Source organism: Hungatella effluvii (assembly GCF_003201875.1).
In the GTDB taxonomy this organism is placed as follows: domain Bacteria; phylum Bacillota; class Clostridia; order Lachnospirales; family Lachnospiraceae; genus Hungatella; species Hungatella effluvii.
Genome location: NZ_QJKD01000009.1, coordinates 227,808 through 245,852, shown reverse-complemented (window position 1 = coordinate 245,852; position 18,045 = coordinate 227,808). Strand labels below are relative to the sequence as shown.

General features: G+C 50.0%; 15 protein-coding genes. All 15 read right to left on the bottom strand.

Annotated elements, in window-relative coordinates:
• Positions 1–5: 5 nt before the first annotated feature.
• The 15 genes from DFR60_RS17940 to DFR60_RS17865 all read right to left on the bottom strand — a co-directional run bounded on the left by DFR60_RS17940 (position 6) and on the right by DFR60_RS17865 (position 18,041).
• Positions 6–908 carry a carbohydrate ABC transporter permease gene (locus DFR60_RS17940; RefSeq protein ID WP_110324117.1) on the bottom strand — a complete coding sequence of 301 codons (903 nt, stop codon included), beginning with the start codon at positions 906–908 and terminating at the stop codon, positions 6–8.
• A gap of 276 nt (positions 909–1,184) precedes the next feature.
• Positions 1,185–1,631 carry a ribose 5-phosphate isomerase B gene (gene rpiB / locus DFR60_RS17935; protein ID WP_110324155.1) on the bottom strand — a complete coding sequence of 149 codons (447 nt, stop codon included), beginning with the start codon at positions 1,629–1,631 and terminating at the stop codon, positions 1,185–1,187.
• 45 nt (positions 1,632–1,676) lie between these two features.
• Positions 1,677–2,744, bottom strand: coding sequence for a LacI family DNA-binding transcriptional regulator (locus DFR60_RS17930; protein WP_110324154.1), 1,068 nt, complete (start codon positions 2,742–2,744; stop codon positions 1,677–1,679).
• A gap of 48 nt (positions 2,745–2,792) precedes the next feature.
• Positions 2,793–3,494, bottom strand: coding sequence for a ribulose-phosphate 3-epimerase (locus DFR60_RS17925; protein ID WP_110324116.1), 702 nt, complete (start codon positions 3,492–3,494; stop codon positions 2,793–2,795).
• A gap of 336 nt (positions 3,495–3,830) precedes the next feature.
• Positions 3,831–4,760: an ABC transporter permease gene (locus DFR60_RS17920; RefSeq protein WP_110324115.1), complete on the bottom strand. Its 930-nt coding sequence runs from the start codon at positions 4,758–4,760 to the stop codon at positions 3,831–3,833.
• Positions 4,757–5,842 (bottom strand): ABC transporter permease, encoded by a 1,086-nt coding sequence (locus DFR60_RS17915; protein WP_110324114.1) that lies wholly within the window; start codon positions 5,840–5,842, stop codon positions 4,757–4,759. Before DFR60_RS17915 ends, DFR60_RS17920 begins: the two co-directional genes overlap by 4 nt.
• A complete protein-coding gene (locus tag DFR60_RS17910; protein ID WP_110324113.1) occupies positions 5,839–7,371 on the bottom strand; it encodes an ABC transporter ATP-binding protein in 1,533 nt (510 codons plus the stop codon). Before DFR60_RS17910 ends, DFR60_RS17915 begins: the two co-directional genes overlap by 4 nt.
• An 89-nt stretch (positions 7,372–7,460) precedes the next feature.
• Positions 7,461–8,516 (bottom strand): BMP family lipoprotein, encoded by a 1,056-nt coding sequence (locus tag DFR60_RS17905; RefSeq protein ID WP_110324112.1) that lies wholly within the window; start codon positions 8,514–8,516, stop codon positions 7,461–7,463.
• A gap of 68 nt (positions 8,517–8,584) precedes the next feature.
• Complete coding sequence (locus tag DFR60_RS30930) at positions 8,585–10,567, bottom strand: nucleoside hydrolase (protein WP_243005113.1); 1,983 nt, start codon at positions 10,565–10,567, stop codon at positions 8,585–8,587.
• A complete protein-coding gene (locus DFR60_RS17890; protein ID WP_110324111.1) occupies positions 10,564–11,499 on the bottom strand; it encodes a transketolase family protein in 936 nt (311 codons plus the stop codon). Before DFR60_RS17890 ends, DFR60_RS30930 begins: the two co-directional genes overlap by 4 nt.
• 1 nt (position 11,500) lies before the next feature.
• Entirely contained in the window at positions 11,501–12,340 is an 840-nt protein-coding gene (locus DFR60_RS17885) for a thiamine pyrophosphate-binding protein (RefSeq protein WP_110324110.1), read from the bottom strand.
• 295 nt (positions 12,341–12,635) lie between these two features.
• The gene (locus tag DFR60_RS17880) at positions 12,636–13,415 is read right to left on the bottom strand and encodes a Cof-type HAD-IIB family hydrolase (protein WP_110324109.1); all 780 of its coding nucleotides are present in this window, start codon (positions 13,413–13,415) and stop codon (positions 12,636–12,638) included.
• Between the two features lie 120 nt (positions 13,416–13,535).
• Positions 13,536–15,140, bottom strand: a complete 1,605-nt coding sequence (pckA, locus tag DFR60_RS17875; protein WP_110324108.1) for a phosphoenolpyruvate carboxykinase (ATP) — start codon at positions 15,138–15,140, stop codon at positions 13,536–13,538.
• A gap of 506 nt (positions 15,141–15,646) precedes the next feature.
• On the bottom strand, positions 15,647–16,423 hold the full coding sequence (locus tag DFR60_RS17870; protein WP_110324107.1) for a response regulator transcription factor: 777 nt from the start codon (positions 16,421–16,423) through the stop codon (positions 15,647–15,649).
• 28 nt (positions 16,424–16,451) lie between these two features.
• Complete coding sequence (locus DFR60_RS17865; protein WP_110324106.1) at positions 16,452–18,041, bottom strand: glycoside hydrolase family 43 protein; 1,590 nt, start codon at positions 18,039–18,041, stop codon at positions 16,452–16,454.
• Between the last annotated feature and the right edge of the window lie 4 nt (positions 18,042–18,045).

The window sequence follows — 18,045 nt, the reverse complement described above, 5'->3', positions numbered from 1 at the left end:
CTCTCTTAAATATCCGCATTGTTCAGCCTGGTATTGATTATGGAAAATACCAGGATAATCAGAAACAGGACCATGGAAATGCTGGAGGCATAACCCATGTTCAGATTATTAAAACCATTGTTATAAATGTAATAGACCAGTGTGATCGTGGCGTTTCCGGGGCCTCCTCTCGTCAGGATAAACGCCTGGTCAAACACCTGAAAACTGGAGATGATCAGCATCGTCGTCACGAGAAATGTGGTCTTGGAGATGGATGGCCATGTGATGTGCGTAAAAATCTGCCACCGGTTGGCGCCTTCTACCCTGGCGGCCTCGTACAGAGACTGGGATACCCCCTTTAAACCGGATAAGAAGATCATCATATTTGTCCCGAATCCCGCCCAGAGACTCATCATAACCACGGCCAGCATGGCCCATCGGCTGTCGTAGAGCCAGGCAGGCCCCGATATGCCAAACAGCTCCAGAACTCCGTTCAACAGGCCCAGCTGAGGATTCAGAATCCAGAACCACAGCGTGGCGGTCGCCACAGTGGAGGAAAGCACCGGAAGATAAAAGAGCGTCCGGAAGACACTTACGAATTTCCGGTTTACATTTAAGTACAGGGCCGCTCCCAGAGAGAGGAGCAGGCCGCCCGGCACATACAGCAGCGTATATACGCACGTGTTCTTGAGGGCAATCCAGAAGAATTCATCATTTACCATCTTCCTGTAATTGTACAGCCCCACAAACCGGGGCGCGTTCACAATATCATAGTCGGTAAAGCTGATCACTACCGCCATAATAATCGGAATAAAGGTGAATAAGAAAAACAGAAGAACCGGCGGTGCGGTAAAGACTCTTCCCATAACATTCTGATTCCCAAATCCGTGTCTGTTCCTTCTTCTTTCATCATTTTTTATGTAATTCAAAATACCTCCTCCTTCTCTCATGGTAATATGTTCCAAATAAACAGTATATTTCTGTACAGCAGATGTTTCATTTAAATACAATATAGCATTGTCATATATCAAAGTCAACATTTATTATATCGTTTATGTTTTTTATATCATTTATATCATTTCAAATAAGTTTATAAGTGCAGGCCTCGCACTTTATCCAATATTAAAACAAAAAAATCAGGTAAAAAAGCTGCCGCAGTCTGGCCTGCAGTGCATTCTTTACCTGATTTTTCAGACAATTATCCTTTATTCTGATTTTCCTTCCAGCCTCATAATCTTCTCAACCCGCACCAGATGCTTGCCCCCAAGGAACTCCGCTCCCAGATACGCGTTTACCAGCTCCCACGCCAGCTCGATTCCCACTGTTCTGGCTCCCAGCGTGATGATGTTGGCATTGTTATGCTCCTTCGCCATCCTGGCCGAAAATGTATCGGTCACAAGCGCGGCACGGATCCCATTCACCTTGTTGGCCGCAATGCTCATACCGATCCCTGTTCCGCACACCAGAACCGCGCAGTCGTAATCTCCGGCGGCAACTCCCTCTGCCACTTCTGCGGCCACGTCAGGATAGTCTGCCTCACTGACACTGTAAATTCCTTTATCTGTAACTGCATGTCCGCCGTCGGTCAGTCTTTTTTTCAGTTCTTCCTTCATCTCATAACCGCCGTGGTCGCATCCGATTCCTATTCTCATTCCTTTATCCAGCCTTTCTCCATTTACGATTCTATTTCTCATTTCTTATCTTTCTTCTTTTATCTCTCTTTCTTCGTTCTCATATTTTTCTTTTCTCGGCGGGGCAATCGTATCTCCCTGCTGAATGGAACAGGAACATACCATGGTCTCCAGCAGCTCCTGCTTCCGGCTCCCGTCGTCCTCGATCAGCTCGATCAGCCTGACGGTCCCCTTGTAACCATACTCATACCGATGAGTATCCACAGTTGTAATCTGCGGCGCAAAATATTTCAGGCACTCCACGCCATCCACGCCGAATATGGACAAGTCCTCCGGAACCTTAAGTCCCAGTTCCCTGGCGGCCGCATTACAGCCAATTGCCAGTGTATCATTAACGCACATCACCGCGGTAATCTGCGGCTGTTCCTTTAAAAGCTTCTTTGTGTTGCGGATACCATCTTCTATGAAGAATCCGCCGTTCACGATATACTCCGGATGGTATAAACCGTACTGCTCCAGCGTCTTCCGGTAGAAATCTTCCCTTCGCTCCGCCACCCAGTATTCCGGATAGCCGGAGATACAGCCAATATGCTTATGTCCCAGCGCCGCCAGCTTGCTCAGCAGGCCGTCCACCTGTTCTCCCTCCGAGGTATAGATTAGCGGGAATTCGCCCCATTCCATAAACCGGTTGCAGGATATCATCTTGATGCCTGAGTCCGCAATCATTAAAAGTCTCTTTTTCGCTTCCTCTGAAATCTGTGTGCTGCCGGTGATAAAAAAGCCGTCCACCTTCTGGCTGGCCGCCTTATCAATCTGCTCCACAAAGTCCTGGTCCTGCCCGGACAGATCATAGATGATGACGCTGTAATTCCGATCTTTGGCTGCTGCTTCCACACCCTTTATAATCTCCGGGAAAAACGGGTTTGCGATATCTCCAACAAAAAGGGCGATGGTATAGCTGCGCTTTGTCTTCAGCGATTTGGCCGCAATACTCGGTATATAGTCCACCTCCCTGGCGGCCGCCATCACCTTCTCTTTCGTCTTTTTGGTAATGCAGTCCTTTCCGTTTAAGACCATGGACACGGTCGCTGTAGACACGCCCGCTACTCTTGCAATATCTTTAATTGTCGCCACACCATTTCCCCCCTTCGTCTGTCTGCTGCTCATGATGAATTCCGTTACTTATAAATCAGTCTGCTTCTCTCCGGCTGCCCTAAGCGCCAGTTCCTGGTACTCCCTGCAGTCCTGCTCGAGCCCATTTCTTCCTTCAAACACACCAAACGCACCCGACACCAGGATATCCGCCCCCTGCTTTAACAGGGTAACGGTATTCTCCCGGTCCACGCCGCCGTCGGCTTCGATCAGATAGGAAAGCCCCATTTGCTCCCGCATACCCTTAAGCGTTCTCACCTTTTCCACGGTTCCCTCCAGGAACTTCTGACCGGAAAATCCGGGCTCCACGCCCATCACCAGTACAAAATCCAGGTAAGGAAGCGTCCCTGCAAGCAGCTCGGGAGACTGGGCCGGATTCAGCACCACGCCGCCCTTCATGCCGTTTTCCCGTATCTGATTCAGCATTCGGATCGGAAAATGGGTTGCATCAAAATGAAAGCTTACATAATCCGCTCCGGCCGCCGCGAGCGGCTGGATATAGGCCTCCGGATTCGTCACCATTAAGTGGACATCCAGTAGAAACGAATAGTTTTTCCGGATTCGCCCAACCATCCCGGTATCGAAGCAGAGATTCGGCACGTAATGGCCATCCATGATGTCGATATGCAGAATCTTAATTCCTGTTTTTTCAAGTATATCTAAATCTTCCTTAAAATTCAAGGGATTCCCGCAGGCCAGTGTAGGATTAACGATCAGATCCCCTTGTCTCATAATATTTCCCTCCTTCTTATAAGCACGTAAGCGGGCACTGCCTGCCCGCTTACGTACCTGTTCATCTGTGCATCTTCTTGTTTTCGAACAGCACGAAAACAAGAAGCCCGGGCGTTCCGCCCTATGTCAGTTTGCACAGAAAAGCGCTTATACAAGCAAGCTTGTAACACACTTTTCCATGCAAACTCCAGTTTCAGCCGTGCATCTTCTTGTTTTCGAACAGCACGAAAACAAGAAGCCCGGGCGTTCCGCCCTATGTCAGTTTGCACAGAAAAGCGCTTATACAAGCAAGCTTGTAACACACTTTTCCATGCAAACTGCCGCACGGCTGATTCTTTACCTTAAATTCACGAACCGTGAATACGGTTTGCCGTTGGCGGCCGGTCCCTCCGCCTTTCCGATGAAGCCGGCCAGAACGATCAGGCTCGCCACATACGGAATCATTTCAATAAACTCGTGAGGCACCGGGAAATTCGGTATCATCTGTACATAAATCTGGATTGCCTCAAATAAACCGAAGAACATGGCTGAGAAAAATGCTCCCACCGGGTTCCATTTACCCATGATTACTGCACCCAGAGCCAGATAACCACGACCGGATACCATCCCGTCCTGATAGAGATTCATCTGCCCGAGAGACAGGTATGCACCTCCCAGTCCGCCTAAGAAGCCTGACGCCAGTACGGAGAAATACCGGATCTTTGCAACGCTGATTCCGGCTGTCTCCGCCGCCTTCGGCTGCTCGCCCACCATGGTGATGCGCAGTCCAAGCGGCGTGTGCTTCAAAATATACCAGACTACAAACAGCATGATAAATGCAATGTAAACGAAAGGTGAAAGCTTGGCTAAAAACTCTCCCACAACCGGTATGTGGGCCAGGATCGGCGTGGTCGGCAGGGCGTTTACCTGGGCCGAGTTGCCTGCGCTCTTAAAGATGGCATTTAAGCCCACCGCAGAAAAACCGTTGGCCAGCATTACGAGGGCCATGGCGCTGATATTCTGGGCGCCGCCGGCTGTTACCGCAATAAACGAGTGAATCGCTGAAATGGCAATTCCCATAATAATCGCACACAGAACGCCGATCCAGGGATTTCCGGTAAAATAACTGCCCACAACCGCGGCAAAGGCGCCGGCGGTTAAAATTCCTTCCAGACCAATGTTGGTAACGCCGGAACGCTCTGACATCGTACCGCCGAGAGCGGTAAGGGCGAGAGGCGTCCCCATCCGAAGGGTTGACAACAGTAGAATCGAAATCATTCCTGTCATGCCAGTTTCCTCCTTTCGAGACGTACATGGTTGATATAGTAACGGATCATATAATCACAGCCCAGGAAGATAATAACAAGGCCCTGAATAATATCCACGATATCCTGGGAAATTCCCAGCTGAATCTGCATGGCCAGCGCACCGTTTCTCATGGCTCCCAGCAGGAAGGCCGAGAAGAAAATCGCGATGGGGTTGCCGTTCGCCATCATGGCAACGGGAATTCCATTAAAGCCGTATCCCGGAGAGAAGCCCTCCATCACACGGTATAAGCTTCCGGACACCTCGATTCCGCCGGCCAGTCCGGCCAGCGCGCCGCTTAAAACCAGCGCCATGAACATGTTTTTCTTAATATTGATTCCGCCCACGCGGCTGGCATTTGGATTGGAGCCGACTGCTCTCATCTCATATCCGGTAGTGGTCTTATTAAGCAAAAACCAGCATGCGGCAATCATCACCAGAGCAATGACAAACCCCAGGTTTAAGGACAGCGGCCGCGGCAGAATCTGCGGCAGCTTTGCCGTCCCGGCAATCGCCGATGTCGCGTTAAAGGTAGCCCCCGGTTCCTTAAACGGTCCGCAGACGAAATACTGGACCAGGGAGGTTGCAATGTAGTTTAACATAATCGTAGCAATAACCACGTGAACATTCCTCGAATACTTTAAAAATGCCGCGATAAACGCCCAGAACATACCTGCAATCACAGCGGCCGCCAGACAGAGCAGAATGTGAAGCGGCGCAGGAAGATGAAAAGTGAAGCCTACGTAGCCTGCGGCAAACGCGCCCACCAGGAGCTGCCCCTCGGCGCCGATGTTGAACACGCGGCTCTTTTGAGCCACCGCCACGGCGAGACCGGTTAAGATCAACGGCACTGTCTTGGTTAAGGAAACCGTCAGTGCCACCGGTGTTCCCACAGCGCCCTTGATCAGCACAGAATACGCTTTAAATGGGTTCTCGCCCATGGCTGCTATGATAATTCCTCCTACCAGGAAAGCAAATACGATCGAAATAATGGAAATGGCGACCTGCATCAGCACACCGTTTAAGCCATCTTTCTTTTTTTCGTTCTTCTTCTCCTTCGTCATGCTTCCTCCTCCTTTCCGGTCACATGCCCCAGCATCATGAGCCCCAGTTCTTCTCTCGTCGTCTTATGGGCATCTACGATTCCCACAATTTTTCCTTTATGAATAACCGCGATCCGGTCGCTTAAGGACAGAATCTCATCCAGCTCCAGTGATAAAAGCAGCACGGCCTTTCCCTGGTTTCTCTGCTCCACCAGCGCCTTGTGTATGTATTCTATCGCTCCTACGTCCAGGCCTCTGGTGGGCTGAACCGCCAGGATTGCCTTCGGTCCGCGGAAAATGGCTCTTGCAATTACGATTTTCTGCTGGTTTCCGCCGGACAGCGTGGACGCTGCCGAATCTACACCGGAGCACCGGATATCGAACTGTTCCCTTAAACTCTCCGCCGTCTCCCCGATCTCCTTTTTCTTCATGATCAGCCCGTGTTTCGCAAACAGCGGTTTTCTGTGCTGTCCGAGAATCACATTTTCCGCAATGGAGAAATCCAGTACCAGACCATCTTTGTGGCGGTCCTCCGGGATATATCCGATTCCCATGTCCTGAACCATTCCCGTAGGACGGTTTTTAATGGATTCTCCATCGAGGCGGATATCGCCTTCATCCATATTCCGCAGACCGCAGATCATCTCCACCAGTTCCTCCTGGCCGTTGCCGTCCACTCCGGCGATTCCCAGAATCTCCCCGGCTTTCACGGAAAGGCTTAAACCATCCACCTTCTTAATGTTTTTGCTGTTCTTATAAGACACGTGGTCAATCTTTAAGATCTCCTTCGGTGTCTTCATCTCCTCACGGGCGCCGCCTCCCAGGGAGATATCGCGTCCCACCATCATCCTGGTCAGCTCTTCCGGCGTGGTCTCGCTGGTCTTCACCGTTCCGATCACCTTGCCGAGCCGGATTACCGTTACCTGATCCGATATTTTCATGACCTCATTTAATTTATGACTGATGAAAAGAATCGTCTTTCCCTGCTGTTTGAGTTTTAGCAGGATATCACAGAACTCGTCGATCTCCTGCGGCGTCAGCACGGCCGTCGGCTCGTCAAAAATAAGTATTTCCGCACGGCGGTACAGTACCTTCAAAATCTCCACTCTCTGCTGCATGGTCACGGACAGGTCGCCAACCTTCACCGCCGGATCAATCTTCAGTCCGTACTGATCGGACAGCTCGGCAATCTGCTTCTCCGCCGTCTTCCGGTCCAGCTTAAGCGGCGATCCGGTCTCCTGGCCCGCGATGATATTTTCCGCCACCGTGAGCTTTGGAACCAGCATGAAATGCTGATGCACCATGCCAATGCCTTTGGCGATGGAATCTCTTGAGCTGGTGAATTTAACCTGCTCCCCATTAATCCATAATTCTCCTGAAGTCGGCGTATAGAGACCGTAAATCATATTCATCAGTGTCGTCTTACCCGCCCCATTCTCTCCTGCCAGCGCGTGGATCTCCCCCTTCTCTACCTGAAAAGAAATCTTGTCGTTGGCCGTGAACTGATTAAACCGTTTCGTCAGTTCCTTTAGTTCAATTGCATATTCCATATCGGTACCCCTCTCTTCGCTATGAGCATTTAGCGCCTGTCTTTCAGGCACTTACGTGCGATGCATACCATTTCCGCTCGATACGGGTTCTATTTTACATATGCGTTATATTCATCCTGAGTAGCCGGAACTTTAATCGTTCCATCCACAATCTGTTTTTTGATCTCTTCTACTTTATCCTTGATATCCTGAGGTACTGCGTCCTTCATGGCCTCCTCTGTGGAGTACATTAAATCCACGCCGCCATCCTTTAAGCCGTATTCGCTCTGTTCGCCCTTCAGTGTTCCATTTACCATCTTTTCCACCATGGAATAAGCGACATTGTCCACACGCTTTACCTGGGAAGCCACGATCTTGTCAGGCATCTGGTTAAACTGTCCGTTGGCCGCTCCAAAGCTCCACTTGTCGGCACCGGCTTCCTTGGAGGCCTGGAAAACGCCTAAGTTGCACGCGCCTGCAGATGGCGCCACATAGTCGCAGCCATCGCTGAACATCATGGTTGCGATCTCTTTTCCCTTACCCACGTCGCTGAAGCTGCCGGTATAGGAGGAGGTCACCTTGATATCCGGGTTGGAATACCATGCTCCGGCCATGTATCCGTACTGAAAACGGTCCTGGATCACGCCGCTGACACCGCCGATAAAGCCAATCTGGTTTGTCTTTGTCACGTAACCGCCAAGAGCGCCGAGTAAAAAAGCCGCCTCATGCTCACGGTAGCTGGAGGAAACCACGTTTGATACTCCCTCCACCTGTACATCCAGAAGTCCGAAATACGTATCCGGATACTCCGCTGCAACTTCTGTTACCGCATCCTTGATGGTGGAGCTGGGCGTAATGATCAGATCACAGCCCTGCTGCGCCAGGCTTCTTAAGCTGTTAGCAAAGTCTGCTACTTCCTTTACCTCCAATGTGGTCAGCTCGATTCCGAAGTCTTCCTTTGCCTTCTCCAGTCCTTCCAGCGCTACGTCGTTGAAGCTTTGGGAACCGAAACCGGCGCCGTCCGCCATCAGTGCGACCTTGTAAGTCTTTTCTCCCGTTCCTTCCGCCTTTTCACCGCTCCCTGCGTCTTTCGCTGTTCCGCCTCCGCATGCTGTCAAAGAAAATGCCATAACTCCCGCCAGTACTGCCGCTATAACTTTTTTCATTTTATCTTCTCCTTTATATTTTCATTACGCCCGCCGCCTTAGAAACAGCGAAACCCGTTTTTAAATATTTATTTTGAATAAGAGTTCAGTGCCTCAAAGAAAACCTTCATCACACCGTCTCTGTCAACGGAATCAATATAATCGATGTTTTTCTCTTCCTCGCTCTTCCTTAAGATGTCCTCATAGTCGATCATGGTAAAGCCTTCCGTGAGCGGCCCCTTCGTCTCCACATCTCCGTAATATTTCGTGGAGTGAAACAGCTCCGGGTTCGTCACATACGCTGCTGTGCACAGGTCATGGATGCATAACCCCTTAAAACGCTTATGGCCGTTTACATTCTTTTTCTCCTGGCTCCAGTAGAAGCTGCACATGGTGTAGACCATATCTGCCACCGGATTGTCGATAGTCCCGATAATTTCCAGCTCATCTTCCGACAGATAGGCTTCTCTGGTGGTATCCAGCGGACACATATAGAAGGGAACACCGCCCTCCAGAACGATCCTTGCCGCCTCGGGATCCACCCACACGTTAAACGTCGCAACCGGCGTCGGATTACCGCTGAAAATGGAGCCGCCCATAAATACGATCTTCTCAATCTTTTCCTTGCAGTCCGGGTGCTCCAGATACAGCTTTGCAATATTGGTGAGAGGAGCCAGCGCCAGAATCGTGATCTTCTCTTCCGATTCCATCAGCTTCTCATACAGGAACTGCACCCCGCCGGTCTCCACAGGGCCGTAATCCACGGGATTTTTAAACGTAAATGCTCCCAGCCCGCTGTCCCCGTGAATTTCACTGGCGTCGCGGTACGGACGTTTCAGGGGCGCGGCTTCTCCGGCTGCCACCGGTATCTCGCCTCTGCCCATAAATGCCAGGCCGTTGACGGTATTGTACGTCGTGTACGGCAGGGACACATTTCCCGCCACAGTGGTAACGCCCCGGATATCCAGCTGTTTCGACGCAAGCGTCAGCACAAAGGATATCATATCATCAATTCCTGTATCGCAGTCTATGATTACCGGTATTCTATCCATTGAATTCTTCCCCCCGGAGCATGACTGAAAATTGCTTTCTGCCAGCTGTGCGTCGCACGGTTCTCCAAAGCTTTTCAGAGCCTCGAAATATATCTTCAAAACGCCTTCTCTGTCAACGGAACTGATAAAGGTTACATTTCTTTCTTCCTCCGGTACCTGTCTGATATTTTCATAATCCAGAACCGTAAATCCCAGAGTCAGCTCCCCTTCCGTCTCCACATCCCCCTGATATTTCACGGTTGTGAAAAGCTGGGGATCCGTCACGTACGCCGCCGCACAGAGGTCGTGGATGCAAAGGCCCTTAAAACGCTTATCCGCGTTGTTGTTCTTATTCACGGCGTCATTGTAAAAACGGCACATCTCGTAGTTCATCTGAGCAACCGGATTTCCGATCGCTCCGATGGCTTCAATGTCATCCACGGTCAGATATAGCTCCCTGGTCGTATCCAGCGGACACATGTGGAAGGGAATTCCGCTCTTCATCACATATCTTGCAGCTTCCGGATCCGCCAGCACATTAAAGGTGGATACCGGGGTAGGATTGCCGGTTCTTAAAGAACCTCCCATAAATACAATCTTATCTATCTTCTCTCCTGCTTCCGGATGTTCCATCAGCAGTCTCGCCACATTGGTCAGAGGGGCGATCGCAAGAATCACGACCTTCTCTTCCGATGCGTCCAGCAGGCTTCTCATCAGTTCTACCGCGTCCGCATCTTCCGGCTGTTTGGCCGTCATTTCGGCGAACCGGTACGTTCCAAGACCGTTTTCACCGTGTATGTATCCGGCGTCCCGAAGCGGCCTCGAAAGCGGCTTTTCTGCACCTCTTGCCACCGGAATGTCGGTTCTTCCCATGATAGTGACTCCGTTTAATGTATTCTGTGTGGTGACATCCACCACCTGATTTCCTGCCGCTGTGGTGATCCCCAGAATGTTAAGCTTCTCTGAGGTGAGTGTCACGGCAAAGGAGATCATATCGTCGATTCCTGTATCGCAGTCTATGATTACCGGGATCTTATTCATTTGTCTTCCTCCATCAGTTTTAATGCGGTCTCAATAAGATTTTCTGCCGTCAGTCCATAGCTCTCCATCAATTCTCCCAGATCACCGGACTGTCCGAATTTATCCTGAATACCGACACGTTTCAAACGGCATCCGCCGCATTCTGAAAGAACTTCCGCCACTGCGGATCCCAATCCTCCGATTACCGAGTGTTCCTCAGCCGTCACCATACATCCGCAGGATTTTCCGTAGCGGATCAGTGTCTCCTTATCCAAAGGCTTGATGGTATGTACATTTAAAACCGCCACATGTATTCCCTTTTCCTCCAGGGCCTCCGCCGCATGCAGCGCTTCCGCCACCATAATCCCCGTGGCCGCAAAGCACACATCTCCGCCTTCGCGGAGCACGTCGATCTTACCGATCTCCGTATGGCTTCCCTCTGTGGTCACCGTCTCCACCGGGTGTCTCGACATCCGGATATAAGCCGGGTGATCCATATCTTTCATCTGTAAAACCATGTCAAGCGCCTGCCTGTAATCACAGGGGCTTAAAACTGTCATGCCCGGAAGCACCCGCATCAGTGCGATATCTTCGATCGTCTCATGGCTTCCTCCGTCAGAATTCGGCGAAAGTCCCGCATGTGTAGCCACGATCTTCACCGGAGCCTTCGCGTAACAGACCGCGTTGCGGATGGGCTCATAAGCCCGCCCCGCTGCAAACAGGGCAAAGGTGGATGCAAAGGGCTTCAGTCCGCTGATCGCCATTCCCGCTGCCGTTCCCATCAGATTCTGCTCCGCAATTCCCATATCAAAGAACCGATCAGGATACTTCGCCGCAAATTTGCCGGAGGAAGTAGCTTTCGCCAGATCCGCATCCAGAACCACGACGCGTTCGTCCTCCCCCATCTTAAGCAAGGCGTCTCCATAAGCCTCTCTCATTGCCGGTTCAGCCATCTCATCTTCCTCCTTTCAATTCTTCCATAGCAGTCTTATAATCTTCCTCGCTTACCTTCTGTCCATGCCATCCGGCCTGGTTCTCCATGAAGGAAACGCCTTTTCCCTTCACTGTCTTTGCCAGTACGCAGACCGGCCTGCCGTCTTCTCTCACCGCGATGGCTGCGTCCAGCGCCTCAAAATCATGTCCGTCCACTTCCACCACTTTAAAACCGTAATCCAGGAATTTTCCCTTTAGATTACCAAGGCCCATTACTTTATCCACCGGACCGTCGATCTGCAGCCCGTTTAAATCCACAATCACCGTCATGTTATCCAGCTTATGGTGAACCGCTGCCGTCATGGCTTCCCATACGATGCCCTCCTGCAGCTCCCCGTCTCCCAGAATCGCATATACGTGGTAGTCTTTCTTTCTTACTTTTCCAGCCAGTGCGATTCCACAGGCGGTTGATACCCCAAGTCCCAGAGAACCTGTGCAGACATCGACCCCCGGCGTCTTATTCATATCCGGATGGCCCTGAAGCATGCCCCCCAGTCTTCTTAAACGTTTAAACGCATCTTTTGAAAAAAAACCGTGTTCCGCGAGCACGGCATACAACGCGGGGGCTGCATGTCCCTTACTGAGTACCACCCGGTCCCGGTCTTCCATGACCGGCTGCTTTTCGTCCACGCGGATCCGGTTGTATAGACACACCAGAATATCCGTCACCGACAGGGAACCGCCGGGATGACCGCTTCCCGCCAGGTAAAGCATTTCAATGATGTCTCTGCGCACGGCCAGAGCTTCTTCTTCCATTGCTTCATAAGATTTCAAATCACGACCTCCTCGAAAAGTATGCATTATCTACATTCAACTAACTACTGTTATTCTATGGTCACATTATAGTTCGTTTACACGTTTAAATCAATAGGTAATATTTTTTTTGTAAATTATGACAGCAATATGGCTTTTTTTTCAGCGTATACAAAACTATTTTTATGCAATCTGTATATTTCTGTTTTTATATCACTCAAAATCAGTCCAACCGAGTGTAACTTCTCTTTAAACATGTAAAAATCTTATCCACAGTTTTTCCGCAAACTGAAAGGCGCGGGAAAATCCGGAGATTTTCCCGCGCCGTATCGTCAGCTTACGCTTATATAAGCCGGTGCTCCATACAATAATGATATATCCCATCCTCCGCTGCATCACCGCAGATATCGTACGCAGTTTCCTTGAGCCTGTCGGATGCGTTTGCCATTGCTATTCCCCTTCCAACCGCCTGAAACATCTCAATATCATTGTTTCCATCTCCAAAAGCCATCGCATCTGATTTGTTTAAGTGATAATATTCCAGAACTTTTTCTATCCCGATGCCTTTGCCGCCGTCAGCAGGGATGATGTCCACCGCTCTGTCCCACCAGGCTGCAATTTTGGCGTGACGGACACCATTCAATAACGAAAGATGGTCTTTTTCACGGCATCCCAGCATAATCTGGTACACTTCTTTTTTTGCCACTTCGTCAAAATCATCTGCAACTTCCACCTGGCGGTTGGCAAAGCCATAATACTCGATGAGATCTTCATCCTTTCCATTTGCCGCCTGTCTGTCTTTTGTGGCAAGGGACACGGGTCTTCGAATTGCCTCCGCGTTTTTTATTATGGAATAAACATCATTTGTCTGCAGCGGATTGCTGAAGATTGTGTGATTTTGATTGTAACAATACGATCCGTTAAATGTCAGATAAACATCAAACCGGATATCCTCAAACTTGGGAAGCGCTAAAGGCGCCCGGCCCGTTGCAATGCAGATAATCACGTTGTTCTCTTTCAGCCTTTTCAGCATTTCTATGGTCTTACTGGAAATCTGCTTTCTCTTCATATCAATAAGCGTTCCATCAATATCAAAAAAGATAATTTTTGTATCACGAACCATGTTTACCCCCAATCAGATTTGTTATTTTTTATCAAATAACTATGATTCCCATCAGCTTTTACCTGCCATACACAAAAACCCCCGGCAGATACTGCCGGGGGCCAAAAACTCATTTTACTCTTAAACTTCAGGACCAGCAGAAACTAAAGCTTTTCCTGCTTCATTTCCCTCATATTTTGCGAAGTTCTTAATGAAACGCTGAGACAGATCTTTTGCCTTTGTCTCCCACTCGGAAACTTCAGCATATGTATCGCGAGGATCAAGGATCTTAGGATCTACACCCGGAAGCTCTGTCGGAATCTCAAAGTTGAAGTACGGAAGCTGCTTTGTCGGTGCGCTTGCAATAGAACCATCCAGAATCGCGTCGATGATGCCGCGGGTATCCTTGATAGAGATACGCTTGCCGGTACCATTCCATCCGGTGTTGACAAGATAAGCCTTTGCGCCGCTCTTCTCCATCTTCTTAACAAGCTCCTCTGCATACTTTGTCGGGTGCAGCTCTAAGAAAGCCTGGCCGAAGCAAGCGGAGAATGTAGGTGTAGGCTCTGTAATTCCACGCTCTGTACCAGCAAGCTTTGCTGTAAATCCAGACAGGAAGTAGTACTGAGTCTGCTCTGGTGTCAGGATGGATACTGGAGGAAGTACGCCGAACGCATCTGCTGACAGGAAGATTACATCTTTTGCTGCAGGAGCTGCGGAAACCGGGCGAACGATCTTCTCGATATGGTCGATCGGGTAGGATACACGGGTATTCTCTGTCACGCTCTTATCGTCGAAATCAATCTTGCCTTCAGAATCAAGGGTAACGTTCTCTAACAGAGCGTTGCGCTTAATTGCATTGTAGATATCCGGCTCGGATTCTTTATCCAGGTTGATAACCTTAGCGTAGCAGCCGCCTTCGAAGTTGAATACGCCGTTGTCGTCCCAGCCGTGCTCGTCATCGCCGATCAGGAGACGCTTCGGGTCTGTGGACAGTGTTGTCTTTCCTGTTCCGGAAAGGCCGAAGAAGATAGCGGTATTCTCGCCGTTTAAGTCTGTGTTTGCAGAACAGTGCATGGAAGCAATGCCCTTTAACGGCAGATAGTAGTTCATCATGGAGAACATACCCTTCTTCATCTCTCCGCCGTACCATGTATTTACGATTACCTGCTCGCGGCTGGTGATGTTGAACATGGAAGTTGTCTCAGAGTTCAGACCTAACTCTTTGTAATTTTCTACTTTTGCTTTGGAAGCATTGTATACAACGAAATCCGGTGTAAAGTTCTCAAGTTCTTCTGCTGTAGGCTGGATGAACATGTTCTTTACGAAATGAGCCTGCCATGCAACCTCAACGATGAAACGGATTGCCATACGGGTATCTTTATTCGCTCCGCAGAATGCATCTACAACAAACAGTCTCTTGCCGGAAAGTTCTTCCTGAGCGATCTTCTTTACAGTATCCCAGGCTTCCTGGCTGGCCGGGTGATTATCATTCTTATATTCATCAGAAGTCCACCATACAGTGTCCTTTGAATTCTCATCCATGACAATGTACTTATCTTTAGGTGAACGTCCTGTATAAATACCCGTCATAACATTAACTGCACCAAGTTCACTTACCTGGCCTTTTTCATAGCCTACCAGTTCTGGTTTCGTCTCTTCTTCAAATAATGTTTCAAATGAAGGGTTGTAGACGATTTCTGTTGTTCCGTTGATACCATACTGACTTAAATCGATTTCTGCCATTTTATTCAACCTCTCTTTTCTGTATTAGTGTATAGTAACCAAATTGTTTATTTGATATTACCTATACCTTGTAAGTTACACGCCATAGGCTAATACTTACTTTATTACAAATAATCGAAATAGTCAATATTTCATTTCATTTCTTTTGTTATTTTTTTTACAATCTTGTAACAGTTCAGCCTTCGCTTCCGTCAGCCGCTGTCCGGTCCGGCGCTTCCGTTTCCCGAATCGTTCCTGTGACTTTGCAGGGTATTAGAAGTTCTTAACGCGCAAAATTTTTCGTTCAGGGGAAATGTCCACTTGTTTGAGCAACGCGAGTTTGGGCATTTCTCCTGGTTTTTAGAAAAATTCTGCACGTTTAGAACTTCTTATGCCCGAAACCGGAACTGGAACGATTCGGGAAACGGAAGCGCCGGACCGGACAGCGGCTGACGGAAGCGAAGGCTGAACTGTTACACAATCTTCCAGATTCATCCGCACAAATGAGGCAAATCTGATAGTGATTTTCATTTCCAACGTTTCCGGTAGGCAAGAGGCGTCACCCCCTCCATCTCCTTAAACACCTTGATAAAGTACTTATCGCTCTGGTAGCCCACCTTTAAATAGATCTCTGATACCAGCATATCGGTCTCCAGAAGAAGCTTTTTTGCCTCCTTCATCCGCTGCTTCGTCACAAAATCCGTCACGGTCGTATTCATCTCCCGCTTAAACAGTGTGGACAGATACGCCTTGCTCACATGGAGCGCCCCGGAAATGTCATTTAAAGAGGCTGCGCCGTCCAAGTGGCTGCTTATGTATTCCACGGCCTGTGATATCAGCTGGTTCTCGCTGGAGGGCGGAGTTTCCACCAGTTCCGGGAACTCCTTCACGATCTTCTGCGCCATCTTCATCTGGCTGCGCTTCTTCAGTTCTCCGATGGCCACCTCCGTCTCCTTTAAGATCTCCTCAATCGAAAATGGCTTCACGATGTAATTCTGAATCTGGTAATGGATCAAATCCCTGGCAATGGCAAAGTCCGTCATGGCCGTCAGAATGATCACAGGCATCTCGTACCCCTGTTCACGAATCCGGCGGACCAGCTCGGTGCCGTCTACCTCCGGCATGCGGATATCCGTAATGATGATATCCGGAACCCGTTCCTCCAAAAGCTCCAGCGCCTCCCGTCCATTTTCAGCGGTCAGAATATCAGTAACCTGGGGCTTGTGGCAGAGGATGGCATTCTTCATGCCATACAGAATATTCCGCTCATCCTCCACCAGCATTAGTGTATAGGTCCGTTCCATGGTTTCCCCCCTTCTCCGTCCGTCTTTATCAGTCTATTCCCATTCCGGTCCCTTCTCTGCGGTACACTGCATACTTGAAATACGCCCTGGCGCTGCGGTACGCCATGTCATGGCATCCCAGGCCAACCATGGCTCCCGTGTAAGCCCCTTCCTCCGGATACTCGTCAGACAGAAGCGAGGCATCCAGCGTATTTCCTGCCGGCTGCCACGCCCCCTGCTCCAGGCTGTAGTAACAGGAAGCCTCGGTCCGGCGCACCACCAGCTTAAGCCGGATGCTCCGCCCCTCCGGCACCGCAATGCCGCAGTCAGGCATATACTCCGTCTTTCCCCGGTTCATCTGCATTACATCGATAATCTTCTGTCCGCTCTGTCCGTGAGTCACACGAAGGTAGTAAAAATCACACTCGTCATAAAAATACAGAATTCCCGCCATCTGCCGCTCTGAGGATGGTTCAAAATCCAGTTCGGTCTCAAAGCTGAACGCGAAATCCTCCTGTCTCCGCGCGATCAGGCTCTGTTCAAACCTGGAATTGGGAGAATCCTTTCCCGTCAGCCGCAGACACCCCGGACGCTCTGTGAGTGACAATGCCTCCCCCAGAGGCACTCGGAGCGAAAAGAAATCCGGGCTTAAATCCGGCCCCTGGAACGAATACCGGATCTCCTCCTCCAGTTTCCGTTCCACCGGCCACGATACCGGAACGCGTACCTGCGGTTCCTTTCCCCCATCCGCGAGACAGAGCCATCCGTCCTCTGTCCATCTCACATGCTGGACCGCTGTCTCTCTCCCAAGAATGCACCGGCGAAACGGCGGCAGCGGCCGACCGCATAGATGCACCATATACCACTCCCCATCCGGCGCTTCCACGAGATCAGCATGTCCGGTCTTCTGTAAAGGAAGTGTCAGATCATTTCTTGACGTTAAAACCGGATTATAGGGCGACAGCTCGTAGGGACCGCCGATCCTCTCCGACCGGCCCATGGTGACCGCGTGGCCGTATTCCGTCCCGCCTTCCGCAGTCATGATATAGTAAAAGCCATCCTTCCGGTAGAGGTGAGGTCCTTCCGGAGCCGTCAGCCCGCTGCCCCCGAAGATCTCCGTCAGCAACCCCGTCATTTTCTTTAAAACAGGGTCGTATTCCTGCAGGGCGATCTTCTGAACGCGCATCTTCCGGTAATGCCTCACAATGCTGACCACCCATTTTCTCCCGTCATCATCGTGAAACAGCGACGGATCAAAGCCCATGCTGTGCAGATAGACGGGTTCTGACCACTCCCCCCGGATATCCGAGGCCGTCACCAGATAATTATGGCAGTCCATAAATTCGTACCAGTGTGTCCTCACATTGGTATAAACCAGGTAGAACACGCCGTTGTCATAGGAAAGACAGGGGGCAAACACTCCGCCGGAGGCATCATTGCCCTTCATGTCCAGCTGGGAGACACGGTCCAGCGGCCTGGCCGCCAGTTCCCAGTTCTGTAAATCTGTGGAATGGTAGATACAGACGCCAGGAAACCACTCAAAGGTGGACACGGCCATATAGTAGTCCATACCCACCCGTATAATGGACGGATCCGGATGAAATCCGGGTAAAACCGGATTAACAATATAATTTTCCATCGTA